The organism is Chitinilyticum piscinae (genome assembly GCF_015223195.1).
GTDB lineage: Bacteria > Pseudomonadota > Gammaproteobacteria > Burkholderiales > Chitinibacteraceae > Chitinilyticum > Chitinilyticum piscinae.
The window spans coordinates 531,414-554,218 of record NZ_JADFUA010000001.1 but is presented as its reverse complement, the minus strand read 5'-3'; the positions used below and the strand labels follow the sequence as shown (position 1 = coordinate 554,218).

Annotated in this window: 17 protein-coding genes; 5 read left to right on the top strand and 12 right to left on the bottom strand. The window is 60.0% G+C overall.

Features of this window, described 5'->3' with window-relative positions:
* On the bottom strand, positions 1-1,905 hold the full coding sequence (gene mnmG, locus INR99_RS02530) for a tRNA uridine-5-carboxymethylaminomethyl(34) synthesis enzyme MnmG (RefSeq protein WP_194114711.1): 1,905 nt from the start codon (positions 1,903-1,905) through the stop codon (positions 1-3).
* A 256-nt stretch (positions 1,906-2,161) separates the two neighbouring features.
* Between mnmG and INR99_RS02525 the strand changes: the two genes are divergently transcribed.
* Complete coding sequence (locus INR99_RS02525) at positions 2,162-4,828, top strand: methyl-accepting chemotaxis protein (protein ID WP_194114710.1); 2,667 nt, start codon at positions 2,162-2,164, stop codon at positions 4,826-4,828.
* Between the two features lie 54 nt (positions 4,829-4,882).
* Here the strand turns inward: INR99_RS02525 and ppgK are convergent, their stop codons facing one another.
* From ppgK to pyrE, 3 genes are all read right to left on the bottom strand, one after another.
* A complete protein-coding gene (gene ppgK, locus INR99_RS02520) occupies positions 4,883-5,647 on the bottom strand; it encodes a polyphosphate--glucose phosphotransferase (protein WP_194114709.1) in 765 nt (254 codons plus the stop codon).
* 139 nt (positions 5,648-5,786) lie between these two features.
* Positions 5,787-6,380, bottom strand: coding sequence for a DUF4124 domain-containing protein (locus tag INR99_RS02515; RefSeq protein ID WP_194114708.1), 594 nt, complete (start codon positions 6,378-6,380; stop codon positions 5,787-5,789).
* A 27-nt stretch (positions 6,381-6,407) separates the two neighbouring features.
* Positions 6,408-7,049: an orotate phosphoribosyltransferase gene (pyrE, locus tag INR99_RS02510; RefSeq protein WP_194114707.1), complete on the bottom strand. Its 642-nt coding sequence runs from the start codon at positions 7,047-7,049 to the stop codon at positions 6,408-6,410.
* Positions 7,050-7,119: 70 nt separating this feature from the next.
* On the opposite strand from pyrE, the gene INR99_RS02505 reads away from it, so the two are divergent.
* Genes INR99_RS02505 through INR99_RS02490 form a run of 4 tightly spaced genes read left to right on the top strand, consistent with a single transcriptional unit; the run spans position 7,120 to position 10,384 of the window.
* Complete coding sequence (locus INR99_RS02505) at positions 7,120-7,893, top strand: exodeoxyribonuclease III (RefSeq protein WP_194114706.1); 774 nt, start codon at positions 7,120-7,122, stop codon at positions 7,891-7,893.
* Between the two features lie 52 nt (positions 7,894-7,945).
* Entirely contained in the window at positions 7,946-9,667 is a 1,722-nt protein-coding gene (locus tag INR99_RS02500; RefSeq protein WP_308431428.1) for an AmpG family muropeptide MFS transporter, read from the top strand.
* Between the two features lie 53 nt (positions 9,668-9,720).
* Positions 9,721-9,978 carry a hypothetical protein gene (locus INR99_RS02495; RefSeq protein WP_194114705.1) on the top strand — a complete coding sequence of 86 codons (258 nt, stop codon included), beginning with the start codon at positions 9,721-9,723 and terminating at the stop codon, positions 9,976-9,978.
* 16 nt (positions 9,979-9,994) lie between these two features.
* The gene (locus tag INR99_RS02490; protein WP_194114704.1) at positions 9,995-10,384 is read left to right on the top strand and encodes a DUF7079 family protein; all 390 of its coding nucleotides are present in this window, start codon (positions 9,995-9,997) and stop codon (positions 10,382-10,384) included.
* Positions 10,385-10,395: 11 nt separating this feature from the next.
* Here INR99_RS02490 and INR99_RS02485 read toward each other — a convergent pair whose 3' ends face one another.
* The 8 genes from INR99_RS02485 to INR99_RS02450 all read right to left on the bottom strand — a co-directional run bounded on the left by INR99_RS02485 (position 10,396) and on the right by INR99_RS02450 (position 22,676).
* Positions 10,396-12,738, bottom strand: coding sequence for a hybrid sensor histidine kinase/response regulator (locus INR99_RS02485; protein ID WP_194114703.1), 2,343 nt, complete (start codon positions 12,736-12,738; stop codon positions 10,396-10,398).
* The gene (locus INR99_RS02480; RefSeq protein WP_194114702.1) at positions 12,735-13,691 is read right to left on the bottom strand and encodes an ABC transporter substrate-binding protein; all 957 of its coding nucleotides are present in this window, start codon (positions 13,689-13,691) and stop codon (positions 12,735-12,737) included. Before INR99_RS02480 ends, INR99_RS02485 begins: the two co-directional genes overlap by 4 nt.
* A 291-nt stretch (positions 13,692-13,982) precedes the next feature.
* Complete coding sequence (locus tag INR99_RS02475; RefSeq protein WP_194114701.1) at positions 13,983-16,247, bottom strand: ATP-binding protein; 2,265 nt, start codon at positions 16,245-16,247, stop codon at positions 13,983-13,985.
* Positions 16,248-16,335: 88 nt separating this feature from the next.
* Complete coding sequence (locus tag INR99_RS02470; protein WP_194114700.1) at positions 16,336-16,932, bottom strand: cell wall hydrolase; 597 nt, start codon at positions 16,930-16,932, stop codon at positions 16,336-16,338.
* A gap of 261 nt (positions 16,933-17,193) precedes the next feature.
* Positions 17,194-18,909, bottom strand: coding sequence for a PTS glucose transporter subunit IIBC (gene ptsG, locus INR99_RS02465; protein ID WP_194114699.1), 1,716 nt, complete (start codon positions 18,907-18,909; stop codon positions 17,194-17,196).
* A 231-nt stretch (positions 18,910-19,140) separates the two neighbouring features.
* The gene (locus INR99_RS02460; protein ID WP_194114698.1) at positions 19,141-19,452 is read right to left on the bottom strand and encodes a PTS sugar transporter subunit IIB; all 312 of its coding nucleotides are present in this window, start codon (positions 19,450-19,452) and stop codon (positions 19,141-19,143) included.
* 105 nt (positions 19,453-19,557) lie between these two features.
* The gene (ptsP, locus tag INR99_RS02455) at positions 19,558-22,101 is read right to left on the bottom strand and encodes a phosphoenolpyruvate--protein phosphotransferase (protein WP_194114697.1); all 2,544 of its coding nucleotides are present in this window, start codon (positions 22,099-22,101) and stop codon (positions 19,558-19,560) included.
* A gap of 302 nt (positions 22,102-22,403) precedes the next feature.
* Positions 22,404-22,676: an HPr family phosphocarrier protein gene (locus INR99_RS02450; RefSeq protein WP_194114696.1), complete on the bottom strand. Its 273-nt coding sequence runs from the start codon at positions 22,674-22,676 to the stop codon at positions 22,404-22,406.
* Positions 22,677-22,805: the final 129 nt, after the last annotated feature.

Here is a 22,805-nt window from a genome sequence, read left to right as displayed (position 1 = left end):
TTATTGCTGTGCCACTGCCCCCAGCTGGCGCTTTTTCAGGTGCACCACCAGCAGCGCAATTGCCGCCGGAGTAATCCCCGAGATGCGCCCGGCCTGGCCGATGGTTTCCGGACGGTGAGCGTTGAGCTTCTGCTGCACCTCCTTGGACAAACCCACCACCTGCGTGTAATCCAGATCAGCCGGCAGGCGGAACTGGTCGAGCTGTTCGCGCTGGGCGACTTCGTTCTGCTGGCGGTCAATATAGCCTTGGTATTTGACCTGGATTTCCACCTGCTCGACGACCTGCTCGTCAGTCACGGCATCGCCGTCGCCGGGCTGCGCGCAGGCTAGCGTCATCAGGCTGGTGTAGCTGACTTCGGGCCGACGCAGCAGATCAGCCAGGTTGTACTCGCGTTCGATCGCCTTGCCCAGCACGCGCTCGGCTTCCGCAGCCTCCAAAATGCGCGGATTCACCCAGGTGGATTTCAGGCGCTGCAATTCTTTTTCCACCGCATCGCGCTTGCGGCAGAACAGTTCCCATTGCTCGTCTCCCACCAGACCCAAACGCCGGCCGTGTTCAGTCAGGCGCAGGTCGGCATTGTCCTCGCGCAGTTGCAGGCGGAACTCGGCACGGCTGGTGAACATGCGGTATGGCTCGGTAACCCCCAGTGTGGTTAGGTCATCGACCAATACCCCCAGATACGCCTCGTCACGCCCCGGACACCATGACGCTTCATCACGCGCGAACAGCGCGGCGTTCATGCCGGCGAACAGCCCCTGTGCGGCGGCTTCTTCATAGCCCGTGGTGCCGTTGATTTGACCGGCAAAAAACAGGCCGGCAATCGATTTGGTTTCGAAGCTGGCTTTCAGTGCACGCGGATCGAAGTAATCGTATTCGATGGCGTAGCCAGGGCGCAGGATGCGCGCATTCTCCAGCCCGTGGATCGAGCGGAGCGCGGCGAGCTGGATATCGAACGGCAAGCTGGTGGAAAAGCCGCCCGGATAATATTCATGCGTATCCAGCCCTTCCGGTTCGAGGAAGACCTGATGGCTGTCCTTGTCGGCAAAGCGGTTGATCTTGTCCTCGACCGACGGGCAGTAGCGCGGGCCGACGCCTTCGATCTTGCCGGTGAACATCGGGCTGCGGTCAAAGCCGCTGCGCAGGATGTCGTGCGTCTGCGTGTTGGTGTGCGCAATCCAGCATGGCAACTGCTGCGGGTGCATGCTGCGGGTGCCACGAGCGGAGAATACCGGCTCGGGCGTATCGCCGGGCTGACGCTCCAGTACTTCAAAATTGATGGTGCGGCCGTCGATGCGCGGCGGGGTACCGGTTTTCAGGCGCCCAACCGGCAGCTGCAACTCGCGCAGTTTCTGCGACAAGGTCAGCGAGGCTGGGTCGCCAGCGCGCCCGCCAACGTGGTTTTCGAGGCCCACGTGAATCTTGCCACCCAGGAAGGTGCCAGCGGTCAGCACTACGGCGCTCGCTTCAAAACGAATTCCGATCTGCGTGACCGCACCCGCCACTTTGTCACCAATCAGCAGCAAATCGCTGACTTCCTGCTGGAAAATGTCGAGATTGGGCTGGTTTTCCAGCATGTGCCGGATCGCCGCCTTGTAGCGTACGCGGTCGGCCTGCGCCCGCGTGGCGCGAACCGCCGGGCCCTTGCTGGCGTTCAGCGTCTTGAACTGGATGCCGCTCATGTCGGTCGCCAGCGCCATCGCGCCGCCAAGCGCATCGACTTCGCGCACCAGATGCCCCTTGCCGATGCCGCCAATCGACGGGTTGCAGCTCATCTGGCCCAGCGTTTCAATGTTGTGCGTCAGTAGCAGCGTCTTGCGCCCCATGCGCGCGCTGGCGAGCGCGGCCTCGGTGCCGGCGTGGCCGCCACCGACCACAATGACGTCATATCGGGTGGGATAAAGCATGGAAATCGCTGCCCTGAATGAATGTGAAGCAAAAGGGGCGATATTCTACGCTAAAACAAGGGCTTGCGTATACCTCCACACACCAGTCCGGCGCGAACAGGCAATCCGATCCATTTCTCTATCCTTTTTGGTCGCTCAATGCCCACTTGCCCTCACACCCCCGAACAGCACCGAATGGCAACAGGGATTAGTTGACTGGTTTACTCACCTATTTCGTCTATTTTTAAGAGATTGATACACGCCCCGGAGACATTGCATGTCCCTGTTTAACCCAGCTACCCGTCTCTTAGACCGCTTGAGCTATCCGCGAAAATTCCTGCTGGTCAGTGGCGTTTTTCTGGTGCCGTTATTGCTCTGTTTGAGCTTTGTCTGGCAGGCGGCGATGAGCGATATCCAGTTTGCCGAGCGTGAACGCGCTGGTGTGAGCCTAATCCGGCTGGCAATGGACGTTCTGGCCGAGTCTGCTCAGGGACGGCTGGCCAGTAGCGATGCACTGGAGAAAGCCGGCGAACTTCATCACGAGCTTGGCACGACAGAGGTCATGGCGGCCGTTCAGCAGGCGCGTACTCCCGAGGGGCAATTTGCCGCGCTGCAAAATCTGATCAGCGTGGCAAACGATCATTCCAACCTCATTCTTGATCCGGAAATTGCCAGCTATTACACCGGGGACATGATCGTAGGGCGCTTGCCAGCCGTGCTGGCTCTCCTGGCTGCCAGCAACAGGAAGGAGGCCAGCCTGACCGAGCGCTTGAGTCTGCCCGATGGATTGACTGCCCAACTGGCTGGCATGCAGCTTGCGCTCGACAAGGCCAGTGCCGAACACGCCAGCGTAGCCGCGCTTGGCAAGGAACTCGCGCAGCTCCAGTCCGCCAGTAAAACCCTGCTTGAACACTATCGACAGCAGATCAGCACACCGCTGGAGCAGGGTGCAGCAGCCAATCCGGCTGACCCGGCACTCAATAGCGCCAGAGAAGCTGCCATGCGAAGTGCAGCCGAACTGATTTCGCCGGGACTGAGCACCCTTGATGACTTGCTGGCCAAACGTATCCAGCAGCGCTGGGAACGACTGGGCTTGGTGCTGGCCATCAGTATGGCAGCCGTACTGCTCGCCGCCTGGCTGCTGGCTGGCTTCTATTTCGGTACTCGCCGCAATCTGGCGGTGCTGCGCAGCAGCCTTGGTGAAATCAGTGCGGGGCAATTCCGTCTTAGCCAACAGTTGAATGGCATGGATGAACTGGCTGCCGTGCAGCCCGATCTGCAGCAGATGTCCGAAATGCTGCAGCGCTTCATGCGCGAGCAGCTCTCCATGGCCAAAGAGCATGAAAACGGCAACATCCATGCCACCATGCCGCTGGACTGTTTTGTGGGTGGCTACCGGGAAATGGCCGATCAGGTGAATGATCTGGTGCGCTCACACACAGCCATCGAGATGAAAATGGCCGCACTGACCAGCATGTATACCCAGGGCGAATTCGAGCTGCAGATTGATTCGATGCAGGGCCTGAAAGCACTGATTTCCAGCGAGGTCGAGAAAGTCCGCGAGCGGATGGCCGAAGCGGCCGAAATGGCCAGCTTCACCCGGCGCATCAAGGAAGCACTTGACCAGGTGACGACCCCCATCCTGATCACCAATGATGACGGGATCGTCATTTACAGCAATCACGCAGGAACCTCGCGCTTTACCGCAGAATTGCAGCGCAATCAGCAGCGCCTGACCGGACTGCTCGCCAGCAGTAACGCGACCATCCATCCCGGCCAGACGCTACAACGTGGCGAAGCCCAGCTGGGCGCTTTGCTCTACAGCATCGTGCTGACCCCGGTTCAGGATGAGCAGGGCAAGCTGATCGGCCATGTCGCGGAATTCACCGATCACACCGAAGCCACCCAGACCGCCAGCGAAATCAGTCGCGCCATCTCGGCTGCAGCGCGGGGCGATTTCCAACACCGGATAGCACTGGATAACAAAAGCGGGTTCTTTGCCGAGATGTCAGGACAGGTCAATCAGCTGCTCGATGCAGTACAGCTCAGCCTGGATGACTTCACCAAGGCACTGGCACTGCTTGCCGAGGGTGATCTGACTGTCCGGATGCGCGGGCACTATCAAGGCACCTTTGCCGAACTGGCTGGCAGCACCAATACCACTGCCGGCCAGTTGCAACACATTATCGGCAGCATCCGCGAGGCAGCCGAGTCCGTTGCGGCGACATCCGCCGCGCTCAAGCAAGGCGCCCAAGGACTACAATCACTGGCCAGCCAGCAGGCGGCCGCCACCGAGGAAACCGCCGCCACCAGCAATAACCTGAACGAGATGGTCGCCATGAACAGCAAGCAGGCCAGGCTGGCAGCTGGCAGCGCCAACGCAGCCCGCCAGGAGGCCGTGGCTGGGCTGCAGGCAATGAGCGAAGTACAGCAAGCGATGAAAGCGCTCACGCAAAGTGCCGGGAAAATCAGCGAAATTACCAGTCTGATCGATGGCATTGCATTCCAGACCAATATTCTGGCGCTCAACGCTGCCGTGGAAGCAGCCAGAGCCGGTGAGGCCGGGCGGGGCTTTGCCGTAGTTGCCGCAGAGGTTCGCTCGCTGGCCCAGAAAAGCGCGTCCGCATCACACGAAATCCGGGAACTGGTGCAGGGCTCGGTCAGCCAGATTCATGCAGGCGATCAACTGGTCGGAACAGCAGCAGGACAGAGCAAGCGGGTTGACCACCAGATCGGCGAACTGGCCAGCTCACTGGCCGAGATTGCCCAATCTTCCGAGCAACAGCGCAACAGCGTCGGCGAGATCAGCGCGGCCATGCGCAGTCTGGATAGTACTGGACAGAAAAATCTGCAGCTGTGCGAAACCATGTCGCAACATGCACTGGCAATGCAGAACGCCGCCGAACATCTCTCCGAGTCAGTCAGCGTCTTTAAAACCACCTAGAAAACGCAGGCCCGGCAATGCCGGGCCTGACGAATGCCTTGACTGGGGGCTGGCTTACGCCGCAAAGCAGGCAGCAGCCTCGAGTGCAGCGCCCACAATACCTGCTTCATTCTTCAATTCGGCAGGCACCACCGCACAGCGCAAACCCTGCATTTCAGGGATGAATTTGTCGGCCTTTTTGCTGATCCCGCCACCGATGATGAAGAGATCGGGAGAGAACAGCAGCTGCAGATGCAGCAGATAGGCATTCAGGCGCGGATTGAATTCCTTCCATTTCAAACCGCCTTCTTCCTTGACCCTGGCCGAGCAGTAGTGCTCGGCGATGCCATCCTTGGGGAAAATCAGGTGGCCGAATTCGGTATTGGTGATGAGCTTGCCATCGACAATCAGTGCACTGCCAATGCCGGTACCCAGCGTCAGCACCAGAATCTTGCCTTTCTTGCCATGCGCTGCACCGAAAGTTACCTCGGCCAGGCCGGCGGCATCGGCATCATTGACCAGCTTGAGCGGCAGGCCACAGGCCTTGCCCAGGATCTGCTCGGCTTGGGCGTTGATCCAGCTTTTGTCGACATTAGCGGCCGACAGCGTCTGGCCGTTATGCACAATGGCCGGGAAAGTACAGCCCACCGGCCCGGTCCATGCGAAATGCTCGACCAGCTCGCTCACCACCTTGCCAACCGCCTCGGGTGTGGCAGGCTGCGGCGTTTCGATGCGATGGCGTTCGGCCAGCAGCTCGCCGGTTTCGATGTTGACCGGCGCACCCTTGATGCCCGTACCACCGATATCAATACCCAGCACCGCCCTGACTTGCTTGTTCATCCCTTTCCCTACCCTGCACAGATTTGCGAAACAGCCAATCTGCCGTGAGCGTCCAGATTGGGCAACAGGGGTCTTTCCCTGATGTGGTGATCATGCCACGCCAGCCGTGACAGTCACTTTAAGGTGCATCAAGTCCGCATCAGCGGGGCTGGTTCTGCTTGGCCTTGAGTTCGCTCCAGCGCTTCTTGTCAGCTTCGGTGCGCTGCTGCACCAAATCCATTTCTTCCTTCTGCTTGGCGATATTGCGGTCGATATCGGCGATTTCCTTGCGAGTCAGCTCGATTTCGCTGTTCAGATCATCCGGCACGGCACGTTTGCGCTTCTGGTAGCCATCGGCCTGCGCCTGCTGCTTCTGCAGTCGCTCGGCGACGGTCTTGCGGCGCATTTCATTACTGGTGATCCCGGCCTTCACCGCATCCAGCTGCAGATCGCGGCGGGCATCGAATTCTTCCAGGCTATTGTAAGTTTGCAGGAGCGCCTTGTCGCGACGCTCCAGCTCCAGCTGCTTGCGCTTCTCGGCATCAACCTTGGCTCGCTCGTCATCGGTCATGATCTGTCCGTCCGGCCCGGTGCGCACCCGCCCGTTCCGGTCGACTTCCGAGACTTTCTGCACACCACTGGGCGGCTTGTCGCTGTACTGCACCTGGCCTTTCTCGTCGACCCAGCGGTACATCTTGGCAAAGGCCGATCCGGCCACGAAACACAACAGCAGGGAAAGCAGAAGCCTGGACATTCAGCGCCACTCCAATCGATTCAAGGGCTAGCGGATACCGTATTGCGCGCGGTAGGCCGCCACTTTCGCCAGATTTTCAGCCATGCCGTCTTTGGCTGCAAGATAAGCCAGCAAGTCATTCAGTGTAGCAATCGGAATGACCGGAATGCCAAATTGCTGCTCGACTTCCTGTACCGCCGACAAGTCGCCCTGCCCGCGCTCCATGCGATCCAGTGCGATCAGCACGCCAGCCGGCTCGGCACCGGCGTTGCGGATCAGGTTCACCGATTCGCGCACACTGGTGCCGGCAGAAATCACATCGTCGATGATCAGCACACGGCCCTTCAGCGGAGCACCGACTAGGACACCACCTTCACCGTGATCCTTGGCTTCCTTGCGGTTGTACACAAAGGGAACATTGGTACCCGCTTCGGCCAGCTTTACAGCTGTCGCCGCGGCCAGCACGATGCCCTTGTAGGCCGGTCCGAACAGCACATCGAACTGTACGTGTGAGGCCAGCGCCGCCTGCGCGTAGAAGCGGGCCAGTTCGCCCACCGAGGCACCATCGCTGAACAGCCCCGCGTTGAAGAAGTACGGCGAGGGGCGGCCGGCTTTGGTGATAAACTCGCCAAAACACAGCACATTCTGCTCGACGGCAAATTCGATAAAGTCGCGGCGGAAATCGGACATCGCAAACAATCCTGTAGCAAAAACGGGTTCAAGCGCTACAGGATAGCATTTATCTGGAAGGGGTTTTAGCGTGCGGGCAATCAGCGCCAACCTGAACGGTATCCGTTCAGCCGCCAACAAGGGCTTTTTCGACTGGCTGGCGACGACGAACGCCGATGTAATCGCACTGCAGGAACTGAAAGCGCAGGAAGCGGACCTGAGCGAACTGATGCGCACGCCGCACGGCTACACCGGCTACTTCCACTATGCCGAAAAGAAAGGCTACAGCGGCGTCGGCCTGTACTGCCGCCGCCAGCCCGACGAGGTAATCATCGGTCTGGGTGTCGAGGAATTCGATCTGGAAGGCCGGTATATCGAACTGCACTTTGGCAAGCTGAGCGTGATCTCGGTCTACCTCCCTTCCGGCTCCAGCTCGGAGGAGCGCCAGCAGGCCAAGTTCCGCTTTCTCGACGTCTTCGCGCCACACCTGGCCCAGCTGGAACAATCCGGCCGTGACATTCTGCTGATGGGCGACTGGAACATCGCCCACAACGAAATCGACCTGAAAAACTGGAAGGGCAATCTGAAAAATTCCGGCTTCCTGCCGGAAGAACGCGCCTGGATCGGCCGCGTCTTCGGCGAACTGGGTTTCCGTGATGTCTGGCGCTCGCTCTATCCGCAGGCCCCCGGCTACACCTGGTGGAGCAATCGCGGGCAGGCGTATGCCAAGGACGTGGGCTGGCGCATTGATTACCAGATTGCCACACCGGCACTGGCCAGTACCGCGGTCAGCGCCAGCATCTACAAGGACGTGAAATTCTCCGATCACGCACCGTTGATTGCCGATTACGACTACCCGATCTGACTACCCGGCCGCCTCGGCGCGGCCAGCCCCCTCCCCTTACCGGACTGCCGCAGTGAGCTTTTCCGACCGCTTCAAGACCTACCTGTCCGTGTTCACCAGCCGCCGCATGGCCGCCATCCTGCTGCTGGGCTTTGCTTCCGGCCTGCCGCTGGCTCTCACTGGCCAGGCAATGCAATCGTGGCTGACTGCCGACAACATCGATATCAAGACCATCGGCTTGCTGGCTCTGGTCGGGCTGCCCTACACCTACAAATTCCTCTGGGCCCCATTGATGGACCGTTTCGAGCCGCCACTTCTGGGACGGCGCAAGGGCTGGCTGCTGATTACCCAGAGTGCACTGGCGCTGCTGCTGTTCTTCATGGCCGGCGTTTCCCCGGCCGGCAATATCGCCCTGTTCGCGCTCTGTGCGGTTGGTGTGGCGTTTTTCTCCGCGTCGCAGGATGTCGTCGTCGATGCCTACCGGGTCGACGTGACCGAAGATGCCGAACGGGGTGTTGCCGCGGCACTCGGAGTGCTGGGCTACCGCATCGCGATGCTCACTTCGGGCGGACTGGCGTTTCTACTGGCCGAAATCATCGGCTGGGGTCAGACCTGTGCACTGCTGGGAGGCCTGATGGCCGGCGTGGCCGTACTCACCCAGCTGATCGCACCGAAGCTGCCCTTTCACGAGCGCCACAGCAGCGGCGAATTCCTGCGCTTTGCGCTGGCCTTGCTGCTGATCGCCGGTTCGGTCGGGCTGACCCTGTGGCTGCTGCTGCCGCTGCTCGGCCAGGCCTGGGCGATTCCGCTGGCGCTGCTTGCCGCAGTGGCTTGCACCTGGCTGGTCGCCGCACGTGTGTTTGGCGAATGGCGCCAGCTCGCCGGCTTTATCGCGATGCTGGCCGGTGCCTGGCTGGGCTATCTGCTGGCGCAACAGGCATTGCTGCTGCTGGGGTATCTGGCTGGCTGGAGCGACTTTAGCCCCGACAGCAAGAACAACTGGGTCGGGCTGCTCTTTGTGATGTGCGAGCTGGCACTGGCCATCCCCTGCGCGCTGAAAGCCGCGCGGCTGGCACGTTTCGAGCTGCTGCTCGCCCCGATGCAGCAGTATTTCCGCATGGAAAATGCCTGGGCCTTTCTGCTGCTCATCATTCTCTACAAACTGTGCGACGCGTTTGCCGGGGTGCTGTCGGTGACCTTCCTGCAAAAAGGCATCGGGTTCAGCATGGCCGAGATCGGCGTGGTGAACAAAGTGGTCGGCATGATCGCGACCATCCTGGGCGGCATTGTCGGTGGCGTGCTGATGCTGCGCTTGCGACTGTACAAGTCACTCTTGCTCTTCGGCATCCTGCAGGTCATTTCCAACCTCGGCTTCTGGGCGCTGGCGGTATTTGGCAAGGGGGCGCTGGGCAGCCTGCATCTGCCGCTGTCACCGGAAACGTTGCGCGTTTTCATGAATGGCAAGACCATCACCGCCTGGGATGGTGGCTTCGATATTCTGCTGGCCGGTGCGATGAGCATCGACAACTTCGCCGGCGGCATGGGCACGGCGGCGCTGGTCGCCTTCCTGATGGCGCTGTGCAAGCGCGGCGAGGCCAGCGCCACGCATTACGCCATGCTCTCGGCGCTGGCGGCAGTCGGACGAATCTACGTCGGCCCCAGCTCCGGCTATCTGGTCGAGCAAGTGGGCTGGGTGCATTTCTTCGAGATTTCCATGCTGGTCGGCCTGCCCGGCTTGCTGCTGCTGTGGCGGCTGAAAGACAAGGTGATGCGGCTGGACCAGGCCAATACCTGACTATCTATTTCAATGTAAGCCATTCAAATAAAAGCATACAGAGACATACCCTTATGAAAGCCTACGAAGTCGCCCCCGAAGAAATCCTTGCCGTGGTGGAAAACCAGATCGCGGCAAGCAACCCGCCCATCGTGCGCCAGACACTCAACCGCCTGCTGCTGGGTATGCTGGAACGCGACGATGCCATCGAGCTGATCGCCGTGGTGCTGGTCAATGAAATGGATGCAATGCTGGAAGAGGATCGCGGGTTTGATCTGGCGCGTTATACCGAACTGCTGAAAGCGCTGCCGGAGCTGCCGGAAGAACAGTGAGGCAGAGGCGTGCACCTTGACCTTATCCAGCGAAGATCTGCAAACCAGGTTGCCAGTCTGGGAAGCTCTGGCCGAATTCTGGCTGGATACCGAGCTGGCTGATTTTCGGCTGGCACACATCGCCCGGGTTCTCGCCGCCTCGCCGTACAGCTGGCCTGAAATCCTGGCCATTCATGATTTCGAAGTCGCCCCCGCTGTCTCGGCCAATCTTGCCTGCATCGCGGGCGAATGGGCCGGATTTGACCGCGACTGGCTCTGTGCGCGCTGCCAGCATTGCGCTGCACGCCGCCAGTCGCCTTGGTTTCGTATCCTCATCCGCCTGCGACGCCCCTGGCTGCGCGGCTATACCGCGCCATACTGGCCTCTGCTCAAGCTAAGGGTTGAACAGCTCAGGATCCAGGACTAATCGTCCCGGTATCAAAGCGTCGTGCCGGTATTCAGCCATTTGCCCAGAATGCCTGCCAGCTCGTCGGCTTTCACCGGCTTGGCCAGGAAGTCATTCATCCCCGCCGCCAGACAGGCCTCGCGGTCACTGTCAAACGCATTGGCCGTCAGGGCAACGATCACCACTTCCGATCCCAGATCGCGCAAGGTCCGCGTTGCGGTCAGCCCATCCATCTCCGGCATCTGGCAATCCATCAGCACCAGCGGATAGCTGCCCATCTGCACTGCGGCCACGGCCTTGGCCCCATCGTCGACCACGTCGATGCGGTAGCCCAGCTTTTCCAGCAGCAGCGTGATGACCCGCTGGTTGACCGGATTATCCTCGGCCACCAGCAGATGCGGCTTCTGTTGCTGCTGCTGCTCGCGCACCGAATGGCGGGTAATCAGCTGGACCGGGTGCTGCGGCTCGCCCAGTACCGCATGCAGCAGTTCGTGCAGCTGGCGGGCCCGATAGGGTTTGGCCAGATACGCGCTGAAACCGGCCGCGCGACATTGCTGCGCCTGACCACGCATGGCAAACGACGTCAGCAGCACCATGCGGCTGGCCGGTGCCGCCTCGCGCAGCTGCTGTGCCAGAGCCAGTCCGTCCATGTCAGGCAGATGCTCGTCCAGCAGCAGCAGCGGAAACGGCGTGGCCCGCTCCTGCCAGAGCTGCAGCGCGGCCGCGGCTGAGGCGACTGCCGTGACGCGCATGCCCCAGCTTTCCAGATACAGCCGCAGCAATTCGACATTGAGCGGATGATCATCGACAACCAGCACCTCGACATCGCGCAACGTGACGGCCACAGCCGCCGGCTCCGGCACCGCCGATTCCTGATCGACCGGCAGAATCAGATCGACGGTAAAGGTCGTCCCCTTGCCGGGCTCGCTGCTGACGCCGATCTGCCCGCCCATGGCCTCGCACAGACGCTTGCAGATCGACAACCCCAGCCCGGTACCGCCAAAGCGGCGTGTGGTGGAGCTATCCGCTTGGGTAAAAGGTGCAAACAAGCCGGCCAGCGTTGCCTCATCCATGCCGATACCGGTATCGCTGATGCTGAACTGCAACTGCACCTGCGCCGGATCGCTCTGCCGGGACTTCACCCGCAATACCACTTGTCCGGCGCTTGTGAACTTGACCGCGTTGCTCAGCAGATTGAGCACAATCTGGCGCAGCCGGCCGGGATCGCCGATCAGCCTGGGTGGCAAACCCGGCTCGATCAGGGCGGCCAGCTCCAGCTGTTTTTCCGCGGCCTTGCCGGCCAGTAGCTCCACGGCATCCTCGAAGGGCAGCCGCGCATCGAAAACGATCTGCTCCAGTTCGAGCTTGCCGGCCTCGATCTTGGAATAGTCGAGAATGTCGTTGATCAGCCCCAGCAGCGATTCGCCGGCCACATTGATGGCATCGACATACTCGCGCTGGCTGTCATCCAGCGCGCTATCCTGCAGCAGATTGGCGTAACCCAGTACGGCATTCATCGGGGTACGGATTTCATGGCTCATATTGGCCAGAAACGCGCTCTTGGCCGTATTGGCCGCCGTGGCTTCGTCACGCGCCTGTGCCAAGGCCTCCTCACGCAACAGGCGATACGCCATCAGGGTATCCAGCGCCAGCCCGATGCGCCCCATTTCGTCCCGCAACGGCAAGGCGCACTGCGCGGTCTGATCACCGCGCTGCTGACGTTCGATCACTGACACAATCCGGCCTGCCGGCTGCAGCACCAGCCGGCGCAGCAACAGATAAATGCCCAAAAGCAGCAGACTGCCCAGCAGACTCAGCATCAGCGACAGTTTGAGTGTATTGAGCAGAATCTGCTGCTGCAGGGAAGACGCGCTCAGGTGGATGACCAGCGCGCCACGCTGGATCACCGGCAGGCCACTGGCCGGATCATCAACGGTCAGAGCCACTGGTGACAGGTATTCATACACACTTTCATGTTCGCTATAGCCATAGTGTGATTGGCTGGCCTGTACCGTGCGCTGCATGTCTGCCCGCAGATCAGGATTATCCAGCTTGTCCAGCGGCCGGTTCAGCCACTCCTGCTGGGTTCCGGCAATCACCTTTAGCGGCTCGCTACCGGCCAGCACAATGCTTTCGATATCATTGCCGGCGCCGATGGCCGTGACGAAACGTTGCAGATCGGCCTGCTGGCTGCTGCTCTCTGCGGCAAACAGCACGGCGTTCGCCAGCAAGCGGGCACGCTCCTCGAGGCTGCGTTCCATCTGTTGCGTCGAATGCCACCAGGCAAAGATCACCACGATCAGCCCCAACAGCCCCGCCAGCAGCAAGGTGGGCGCGAGCAGGCGCCAGTGCAGGCTGTCGCGCCAGGCCTTCATCGGCGCGCTCCTTGCAATGGCACGGCGCTGATGCACCCCGTCATGCAGGGGGGGCTTTTCACCTGCCCCAGCTGCTGCAGCACCTGATGCGTCTCGTTCAATGCCTGCTGCAGGCCGCCCTGCTCCAGATAGATCTCCTGATCATTCAGCCCCAGCAGCTTGATGCCAGCCATTGCGGCGCGGAAATCGGCCACACTGAGACCTTCACGCTCTGCCATGATGGCATCGGCCTGCTCGGGATGCTGGCGCCAATACTCGCGCGCCCGGTTGAATGCGCGCAGTACCGCCGCCAGTTCGGCGCTGCGCCCGTCGACGGCAGCATGGCTGGCCACCAGCACATCGATGACCTTCCCCGGCACCTGGCGGGTATCGAACAGCCGGTGTGCCCGGCCACTATTGAGCAACTGATAGGCAAAGGGCGGATAGGTCTGGATGGCATCGACCTTGCCATCGAGAAAGGCCTGCACGCCATTGGCCTGCGGGTAGTTGTGCACCTGCACATCGGCAAAACGCAAGCCGGCGCTGGCCAGCGCATAGTGGGCAGTCAGCACATCGACCGTACGGCCCTCCAGCGCCAGTGTCTTGCCGCGCAGCCCGCCGATATCGGGAATATCCTGCCGGGCCAGCAGCATGTCGCCACCGTTGGAGTAATCCACCACGTAAATGAATACCGGCTGCACGCCGGGCGTATCACGTGCCAGCAAGGGCTCGATCAGCGTCGAGCCCATCATGTCGAGCTGACCGCGTTCAAAGGCACGCAGGCTATCCGCCAAAGAACTGAACGTGACAATTCTGACAGCGACGCCCTCGTCGCGGAAATAGCCAAGCTGTTCGGCCAGATGCAGGAATTCATAGCCCGGCCAGGCATTCAGCCCGATGCGCAGCGGCTCTTGCGGCGGTGAGCAGGCGGTCAGCAGAGTGAGCAGCAGCGCAATGCAGTAACGCCGGAACATGGTGGGTCATCCCGATGGAATTTCTGTCCAGTATAGTCAGAGAACACCCGCTTTCCATGGCGGATGTCCGCCATGTTCCTGTAACACTTGGACCTTATAGTGCGCGCATCCCTCGCGGATGACTTGAGCAGGGCTGAGTCCGAAATGCCTTGCACCAATTCAGAAGCCCCGGCTAATCGCCGGGGCTTTGTTCATTATGATCTTGGGTATAAGCCCGTAACTGAATAAAATCAGCACGCTGATTTACATACCCGGCATTGTATCAATTGCCGGCAAGCAGACAGGGCGTCCTCACTCGGCAGTGGGCTCAAGCTGTGGCAAGCCGATCAGGAAACGCACACCCTGGCCAGGCTGGCTTTCGGCGCTGATGCGGCCCTTCAGCCGCCCCGTCACCAGGTTGTAGACAATGTTCATCCCCAGCCCGCTACCACCCTGGCCCAGCTTGGTGGTAAAGAAAGGATCGAACATCCGCCGCAGAATGTCGGGCGCCATGCCGGCACCGTCATCGCGGTATTCCAGCAGCACATCCAGCCCCTCGCTCCGCCGTACGGTCACGGTCATCCGCCCATGCTGCTGCTGTTCGAAACCATGCAGCAGGCTGTTATTGACCAGGTTGGTGATGATCTGCGCCAGGGCGCCGGGGTAGGTCTGGCACTCGATGTCGCCATCCGGAAATGCCAGCTCCCAGGCATGCCCGCTGCGGCGCAGTACCGGCCCGAGGTTGGAAAAGATTTCTTCCAGATAATGCCGCAGGCTGATGGCCCGAAAGACATCGCTGCCCTGATCAACCGCGACTTCCTTGAAGCTGGTAATCAGCCCGGCGGCTCGCTCCAGATTGCGCAAGGTAAGACCAACGCTGTCATTGGCCGTGTGCATGAAGGCCTGCAGTGCCGATTTGGCCAGCCGGCCTTCCGCAAGCTGCAGGCCAAGGCTCTTCAACTCGCCCTGCAGATGGCTGATTGCCGTGATGCTGATCCCGACCGGGGTGTTGATTTCATGCGCAACGCCCGCCACCAGCCGGCCAAGGGACGCCATTTTTTCACTGAGCTGCATTTCTTCCTGCAGGCGTTCGCGCTCCTGATTGACGAAGACACGTTCGAACAGGTGGCAGACATGGGCTGCCCGCTGCTGATCTTCGCGGCTCCATTTGCGCGGGGATCCAGTCTGCACGAAGGAAACGACACCGACCGTGGCATTGAGCACACGCAGGGGCATTTCCAGCGCCGACTGCACCGTCAGCCCGGGGAACAGTGCCAGCAGATCGCCAGCCGCCGGATGCAGACGTGCATCGGGGGCAACCACCGGGCTTGCGGTAGCCAGCAGATGCCGGCACAGCTGCGGCTGCTGTGATGCTCCCAGCACGATCTGCGCCAATTGCCCCTGCGGGCTTTGTGCAACACAGCGGCATTGCCGTGCCGGCCTCTCGAAGACCCAGACCCCCAGCCAGTCGATGCGCAAAATGCCAGCGGCCCGTTCGGCCAGCAGCTGCAGGGCCGACTGGGTGCCATGGTTGATCAGCGGATCGGCAGACAGGTCGAGCAGCTGCTCATCCACCGGTTTCTGCAGCAGATCGTAATCCCGCAAGGCCTGCATGCGCTCCGGTGCGCTCAGGCGGTTCATTTCCGCCTCGACCGCATGCTGACGGCGCGCCCAGGCCAGTGCTCGGGGAATATCCTGTTGCTGTTCGGCCAAGGCCGAAAGCGTGCCCAGATGACGTGCCTGCTGATACAGCGAACCGGTCAGTTCGGCGAATTCCAGCGCCTGCTCGCACAGCACCATCGCTGCCGGCACATCGCCCTGTGCCTGCAACACACTGGCCAAGGTGTCATACGCCACGCTGCGCAGCCACAGATAGCCATGCTTTTGTGCCAGTTGCAACGCCAGCTCGGTATGCTGCCTGGCTGCGGCATAATCGCACCGGTCATACAGCACATGCCCGATATGCCAGTAAGCCTCGGCAACGTATTCGCCGATGCCACCCTCTTGAGCGTGCTGCAGCCCAAGGCGGAACTGCTGCTCGGCATCATCGATGCGGTTGAAATGAAAGTAATTGACCCCGCGGTTCAGCGCCAGCTTGGCTGCCAGATAGTGATCATCGAGTTGATCGATCAGGCCGGCAGCATCCATGAAATACCGCGCCCCCTGCCCCGGGTCGCCCAACTCGTTGCTGATCTGGCTCAGGCCAATGCGTGCCTCGACTCCACTGGCCAGATCACCGCTGAGCAGACTGTTGTCGATGCATTGCGTCCAGCAATCGATCGCCTCGCGATATTCGCTGTGGGTGAAGTGGACACGCCCGAGCGCTTCGAGCAGTTTGCCGGCCTGCACGGCCAGGCATTGCTGCCGGGCCAGTTGCAGGCCGTGCTCGAGTTCTTCCTGCAGTTGTCCGGCTTCGCCCAGCCGCTCCAGCGTGAAGTAACGCTGGTACAGCACATCCAGCGCGCAGGCGGTATTGCCGGCCGCACTGGCCTGCTGCTGCAACCGCTGATAGCAGCGCAGTGCCAGGCGCGGATGCCGCCGGGCGATCAGGATCAGGCGCTGCAGTTCGGGGGACATCGGGGGCTCCGTCGCAATCATGCCCCTTGGTTATAGCCAAGCCAGCCGGCAAGCAAAAGGGCAAGCCGACGGTGTTACCCGGCAGATCTCAGCAGTTCTTGTGCTGGTAGAACACGTGGTGGCGCAGAACCCGGCTGCGCTTGAGCTGGCTGGAGCCGGCCCAGACCGGCCGTACGCTATGCGCGTGATACAGCAATTCATCACCCGCCGGTGCCCCATCGCCGATGAACTCATCGACAACCGCACAGACTTTGGCCAGTGCCAGGGGTTCGCGGGCCTTGGCCGCTGCCAGCGTGCGGGCAGTGCCGCGCTGGTGAGTCCACGAAAACTGCCTGGGCTGGTAGATCACCTCGCGGATAGTATCCGGAAAGCACTGTGATTCGGTACGCGCCATGGTCACGGCCAGAATGGCCCGCATGCCCTCTGGCGTATCGCCACGCGCCTCGTTGAATACATTGAGCACCAGCAGATCGCGATCCGCCTTGCTGATCGGCGGGTCGGCCTCGGGCTGGGCCACCGCACTGGCAGGCGCGGGAGAGGGAGCAGATGCCACGCTGCGGGCAACCATCTGGCTAGCCGTGGGCAGGCTAATGGCGAGAGAGGGCGAGTAGGCTGCACTCGCCACCGTCATCAGCACGATCAGGGTGGCCAGCAGCAACAGGGTCAGAATGGATCGGATCAGCATGCCTTGCGACCTGCAGCCATCCAGCTGCATGCATGGCAGTCAGACTGGCAGTCGGGTCAAGTTGTTGAATTGACGTGAATTATCGCTGCTCATCACGCAACAGCCTGTGATCTTTTACGACTTGCCATTGGTATTTTTGCCAGATCAGGCAGGAACCGGGCTGGAAAAAGCAACGCCACTGCTGGGCAGTGGCGTTGCTGAATGGGTATCAGTCCGCAGACCAATTATCGTGCTGAATTATGGCATATACATGGCAATGTATTAATGCAAAGCCTGGGTGAGTCGTTCGGCCTGTGCACCAACCAGCAGGTGGAACACATTATTGCCCTGTGCCACGACAGCGGAAACACCCTGCTGCTGCAGCCCGGCCTCATCCAGACCACCACCATCGGCCAGCTCGACGCGAACGCGGGTTGCTGCAACGGTTTCGGCATTGACGATATTGGCCTTGCCGCCCAGTGCCGCCTGCAGCGCCAGCTTGTCGAAGCCGGTAGCGCTGACCGGTGCGGCGGCAGTACCTGCACCACCGGATTTCAGGTATTCCTGCATATCGGTTTTCAGGTTTTCCGAAAGTGTCCCGAAAATCGCCTGCGCGTTATTGCCAACCACCATGACCCCGGCGGCGCCCAGAGCCTTCAGGCGCGGCTGATCTACCTTGCTGATGTCGGCCACACTGATGCGCAGACGGGTGATGCAGGCATCCAGGCTCTTGATGTTGGCCGCGCCACCGAATGCAATCACCAGCTCGCGCGCCTTGCCCATCTTGTCATTGCCGGCAACGGCGGTACCGCTGGCAGCAACCTCGTCGTCTTCACGACCCGGGGTTTTCAGGTTGAGCTTGGCAATCGCAAAACGGAAGGTGAAATAGTAGATCGCAGCGTAGATCGGACCCAAAATAAGTACGTACATCCAGTTCTTGGCATGCACGCCGAAGGCATTGAACAGCAGGAAGTCGATGCCACCTTGCGAGAAAGTGAAGCCCATGTGCATGTCGAGCGTGTTGGCGATGAACTGGGTCGATGCTGCCAGCACGGCGTGGATGACATAGAGCACCGGGGCCACAAACAGGAAGGCAAATTCGATTGGCTCGGTAATCCCGGTCAGGAAGGAAGTCAGCGCGGCCGAGACCATCATGCCGCCGACCTTCACACGGTTTTCCGGCTTGGCCGAATGCCAGATAGCAATCGCAGCGGCCGGCAAACCGAACATCTTGAACAGGAAGGCCCCCGAGAGAATGCCCGCAGTCGCGTCGCCAGCAAAGAAGCGGTTAATGTCGCCATGCACGACCTTGCCGGCAGCATCGGTAAAGCTGCCCATTTCAAAGAAGAACGGTACGTTCCAGATGTGGTGCAGACCAAACGGAATCAGCATCCGCTCGACAAAGCCATAAACCGTTGCGGCAGTGCGCGGATCGGAAACAGCCGCCCAGTGCGAGAAACTGTTGATCACGTTTTGCACCGGCGGCCAGATGAAGGACAGGATGATGCCGACAAAGATCGCCGCAATACCGGTCACGATCGGCACGAAGCGCTTGCCGGCAAAGAAGCCCAGATACGGCGGCAGCTCGATGCGGTAGTACTTGTTGAACAGCGTCGCGGCCACGGCACCGATGATGATCCCGCCGAACACGCCAGTTTCCATCGACTTCATGCCCATGACGGTGGCAGGCTCGACGCCCAGCGCCCCCGCCATCACGCCCATGGTGGCAACCATCACCACAAAGCCGACAGTTGCGGCAATCCCCGCAACGCCGTCGTTTTCAGTCAGACCCAGCGCCACGCCGATGGCGAAAATCAGCGGCAGGTGGCCGAAAATCGCCCCGCCGCCCTGGGCCATGATCTGCGAGACCACGGCCGGGATAAAGGAAAAATTGGAAGCACCAATACCGAGCAATAGCCCGGCTACCGGCAATACGGCCACTGGCAGCATCAGTGCCTTGCCGATCTTCTGCAGAACTGCAAATGCCTGTTTGAACATGGTTATCGACTCCTGAATGCCGTGCGATGCCATTACTGCAGCTGCATACGGCCATTTATGAATTTATGTGTAACCCATTCTGCACTTCTGAATAAAAAAAACGATTCGGAAATCACCCCAAGGCATTTCCCCTAAAGCATTTCCCCAAGCCAAGCTCATCAATCACTACAGGGGAATCGACTTCACCAGAAAAAAACCCGTTGCTAGCAACGGGTTTTTTGGCAGTCTGGCTTATTCGAGTTCCTTGGCCAGTAACCCGGCATCGACACCGATGATCAGGTGATACACCCCCGGTGCGATGGTGCAGAAGCCGCTCACACCGGTCTGGCGCAGCGCAATCACATCCAGCAAAGCCGGGTTAATCAGCTCGATACGCACACGCGTATAGGCAATGTGGGTGGCACTGCGGATATTGCTCTTGCCGCCCAAGGCCTTGACCAGCGGCAACTCGCTGCGCACTGCAGCAGGCGCCGCCACCGGGGCAGAACTGGCAGCAGCGGTGTCATCACCACCACCGAGTTTCTTGAATAATGAGGAAAACATTTATGACTACTCCCTTGCCACCTGCAACGGCAGGTGATGTACAGCCCGTGGCTGACGCCATGGGCACTTGCATCAGCATGGGCCAGCCTGAGCCGGCCCCTGGCTTTAGTCGATCAGCCGCGACAGTCGCTCGCGGACTTCGGCTGCAGTACCCAGTTGCAGTACTTCGGCAGCCAGCTTTTCACACTCGGCCTTCGACAGGGTGCGCACCAGCGCCTTGATGGCCGGAATGGTCGGTACGGACACCGACAGCTCGTCGACACCGATACCCAGCAACAGCGGTACAGCCATCGGATCGGAGGCAATGCCACCGCACACACCAACCCACTTGCCATGGGCATGCGCACCCTTGACGGTCATGTTGATCAGATTCAGCACCCCGGGATGCATGGCATCGGCCTGCTTGGCCAGTTTCGGATGGCCGCGATCCATGGCCAGCGTGTACTGGGTCAGATCATTGGTACCAATCGAGAAGAAGTCGACTTCGCGGGCAAACTGCTCGGCCATAACGGCCGTAGCCGGCACTTCGACCATGATGCCGACCTGCACATCATTGCTGATACCCAAAGCCGCCTTTTCTTCGGCGACGATGCGCTTCACTTCGCGGACTTCTTCCAGACTGGTGATCATCGGGAACATGATTGCCAGCTTCACATCACCGGCAGCACGCAGGATGGCGCGAACCTGGGTATGCAGGATTTCCGGTTCTTCCAGACACAGACGCACACCGCGAACCCCGAGGAAGGGGTTTTCTTCAACCGGCATCGGCAGATAGGGCAGCGGCTTGTCACCACCGACATCCAGTGTGCGCACCACCAGCGTGCGGTCGTTACCCAGTGCACGGGCAATATCGCCGTAGATCTGGGTCTGCTCGTCTTCAGTCGGCGCATCGGTGCGCTCGAGGTAGAGGAATTCGCTGCGCAGCAGACCGACCCCCTCGCCACCGAGCTTGACCGATTCCTGAGCGTCTTCCAGACCGCCGATATTGGCAACAACTTCCACCTGATGGCCATCCTTGGTCACTGCATCTTCGAAAGCAGCCGCCATTTCCTGTGCACGCTTGCTGGCCAGCTTGGCCTGACGTTCAACAATATCGGCAATTTCGGCATCGCTGGGGTTCTTGCGCAGCGTACCCTTGCTGCCATCCAGAATCACCGGGGTGCCATTGGCCAGCGCCAGCACATCCTCATCAATGCCGCAGATGGCCGGGATGCCCAGCGAGCGCGCCAAAATAGCAACGTGACTGGTGGCGCCGCCACCGGTCGTGCAGAAGCCCAGCACCTTGGTGCGATCCATGCTGGCAGTATCGGACGGTGTGAGTTCTTCGGCAATCAGGATGGCATTGTTCGGCACCTGGAGTTCGGCTTCCTTGGTACCGGTAATCAGGCGCAGTACACGGCGGCCAACATCGCGCAGGTCATTGGCACGACCCGCCAACACTTCGTTCTTCAGCTTGGACAACAGCTCGGCGTGTTTGGTATACGCTTCGCGCCAGGCAAATCCGGCACTCTTGCCGTTGCTGATTGCGGCAATCGCGATGTCGAGCAAATCGGGATCCTGCAGCAATTCCTGGTGTGCAGCGAAGATCTCGGCCTTGGAAGCATCGGAAATTTCGCTTTTCAGGGCTTCAAGTTCAACGTGTGCTTCCTTGAGTGCTTCATCCAGACGACGGCGCTCGACCTGCTGGTTTTCACCCTGTTCAGCGACCTGGATTTCTTCCAGTTTGATCTGGAAGACATTGCCGACAGCCAGACCCGGTGAAGCGGACACACCGGTCAGCACGTTCGGGTTATCCGATTTCGGCTTGGCCTTGGCCGGCTTGATGGTGTCCAGCGGAGCGGGCTTGTGTTTCGGTACCGGAATGGCACCAACATCCTCCCCACAACCGGAATTCAGCAGATCAACCAGTGCCTTCACGGCATCCTGGGCGTCCGGGCCATGGGCACGGACCCGGATTTCATCGCCATTCTTTACTTCCAGCCCCATGATGGCGACCACTGATTTGGCGTTGGCTTCTTCGCCCTGGCGAACCAGTTTTACATCGGATTTGTAGGTTTTTGCTGCATTGGACAGCACGGCCGCCGGTCTGGCATGCAGACCGGTCGGGTTCGGAATACGTACCGGGTCGGACCAGGCTTCACCACCAATACTGGCCGCTGCAACAGTCTCGACCCCTTCAGCCAGTGTGAGTGTCAGGGCGACATCCTTGCCGGCAATGACCAGGCCAGTCGCCGGCTGATAACTGCTGACCAGTTCACCATTGGTAATGACGATCTGGGTCAGCAAGCTGACCGCTTTCATGGCGACCTTGTCCATCTCGAATTCGATCAGGGGCTGGCCAGCATCGACAATATCGCCTTCCTTCACCAGGGCGGTAAACCCATTGCCCTTCATCATCACGGTATCCAGACCGATGTGCATCAGGACTTCGACACCATTGGCAGCCGTCACGGTGACAGCGTGCTTGGAAGAATGCAGCTGGGTGACCTTACCGGTCAGCGGTGCGCACAGTACATTGCTGGTCGGATCGATGGAGATTCCGTCACCAACCATTTTCTGGGCAAATACCGGATCGGGTACTTGCTCGATGGGGAACATCACACCGGAAATCGGGGCCAATAACTGAAGCTGGGAAGATGAACTGGTCATGGTTAACCTCGTAACGTGCTCTGGAATTCGTTTCTGGATCGACTATCTGATCAAAAGATCTCGCAGTGGCATGCCCTGCGCGAATCTGGTTTTTTGTATGTGTAGTAGTGTAGTTGGGGCTGGTCTTACTACGCAGTAATTTTTTATTGCCTTGTCATGGTAATAGTTAACGGACAACCATGTTCTGCCAGCGGATCAGGCTATGGCGCCAACTGGACGCAAGATTTCGCAACATTTCGGCAGTCCTAGTAAAAAGGGGCGACCAGATGGTCACCCCTTTGCATATCGATTTTGCTGCTGGTTTATTTTTCGCCACATCCGCTGGCAATGCAGGCGACGACCGCTTTCATCGCGGCATCTTCGTCACTGCCGCTGGCCTTGACCTGAATCTGGTCCCCCTTGGAGACATCCAGACCCATCACGCCGACCACCGATTTCGCATTCGCTTCGGTACCCTTGTATACCAGCTTCACATCGGACTGGTATTGCTTGGCCACATTGACCAGATTGGCTGCCGGACGGGCATGCAGGCCGGTTGCATTCACGATGGCTACCGGAGAAGAAAGTGCGGTCATGGCGATATCCTCGAAATTCAGTGTGCTATTTTCCGTGATGGTGCAGCAAGCACCAGCCGGCGTCAGTCAGGCCTTTACCTAACGCTAGGGCAAGTATGCCCGCGTAATAGCCTGCTGATTTTGCGGATA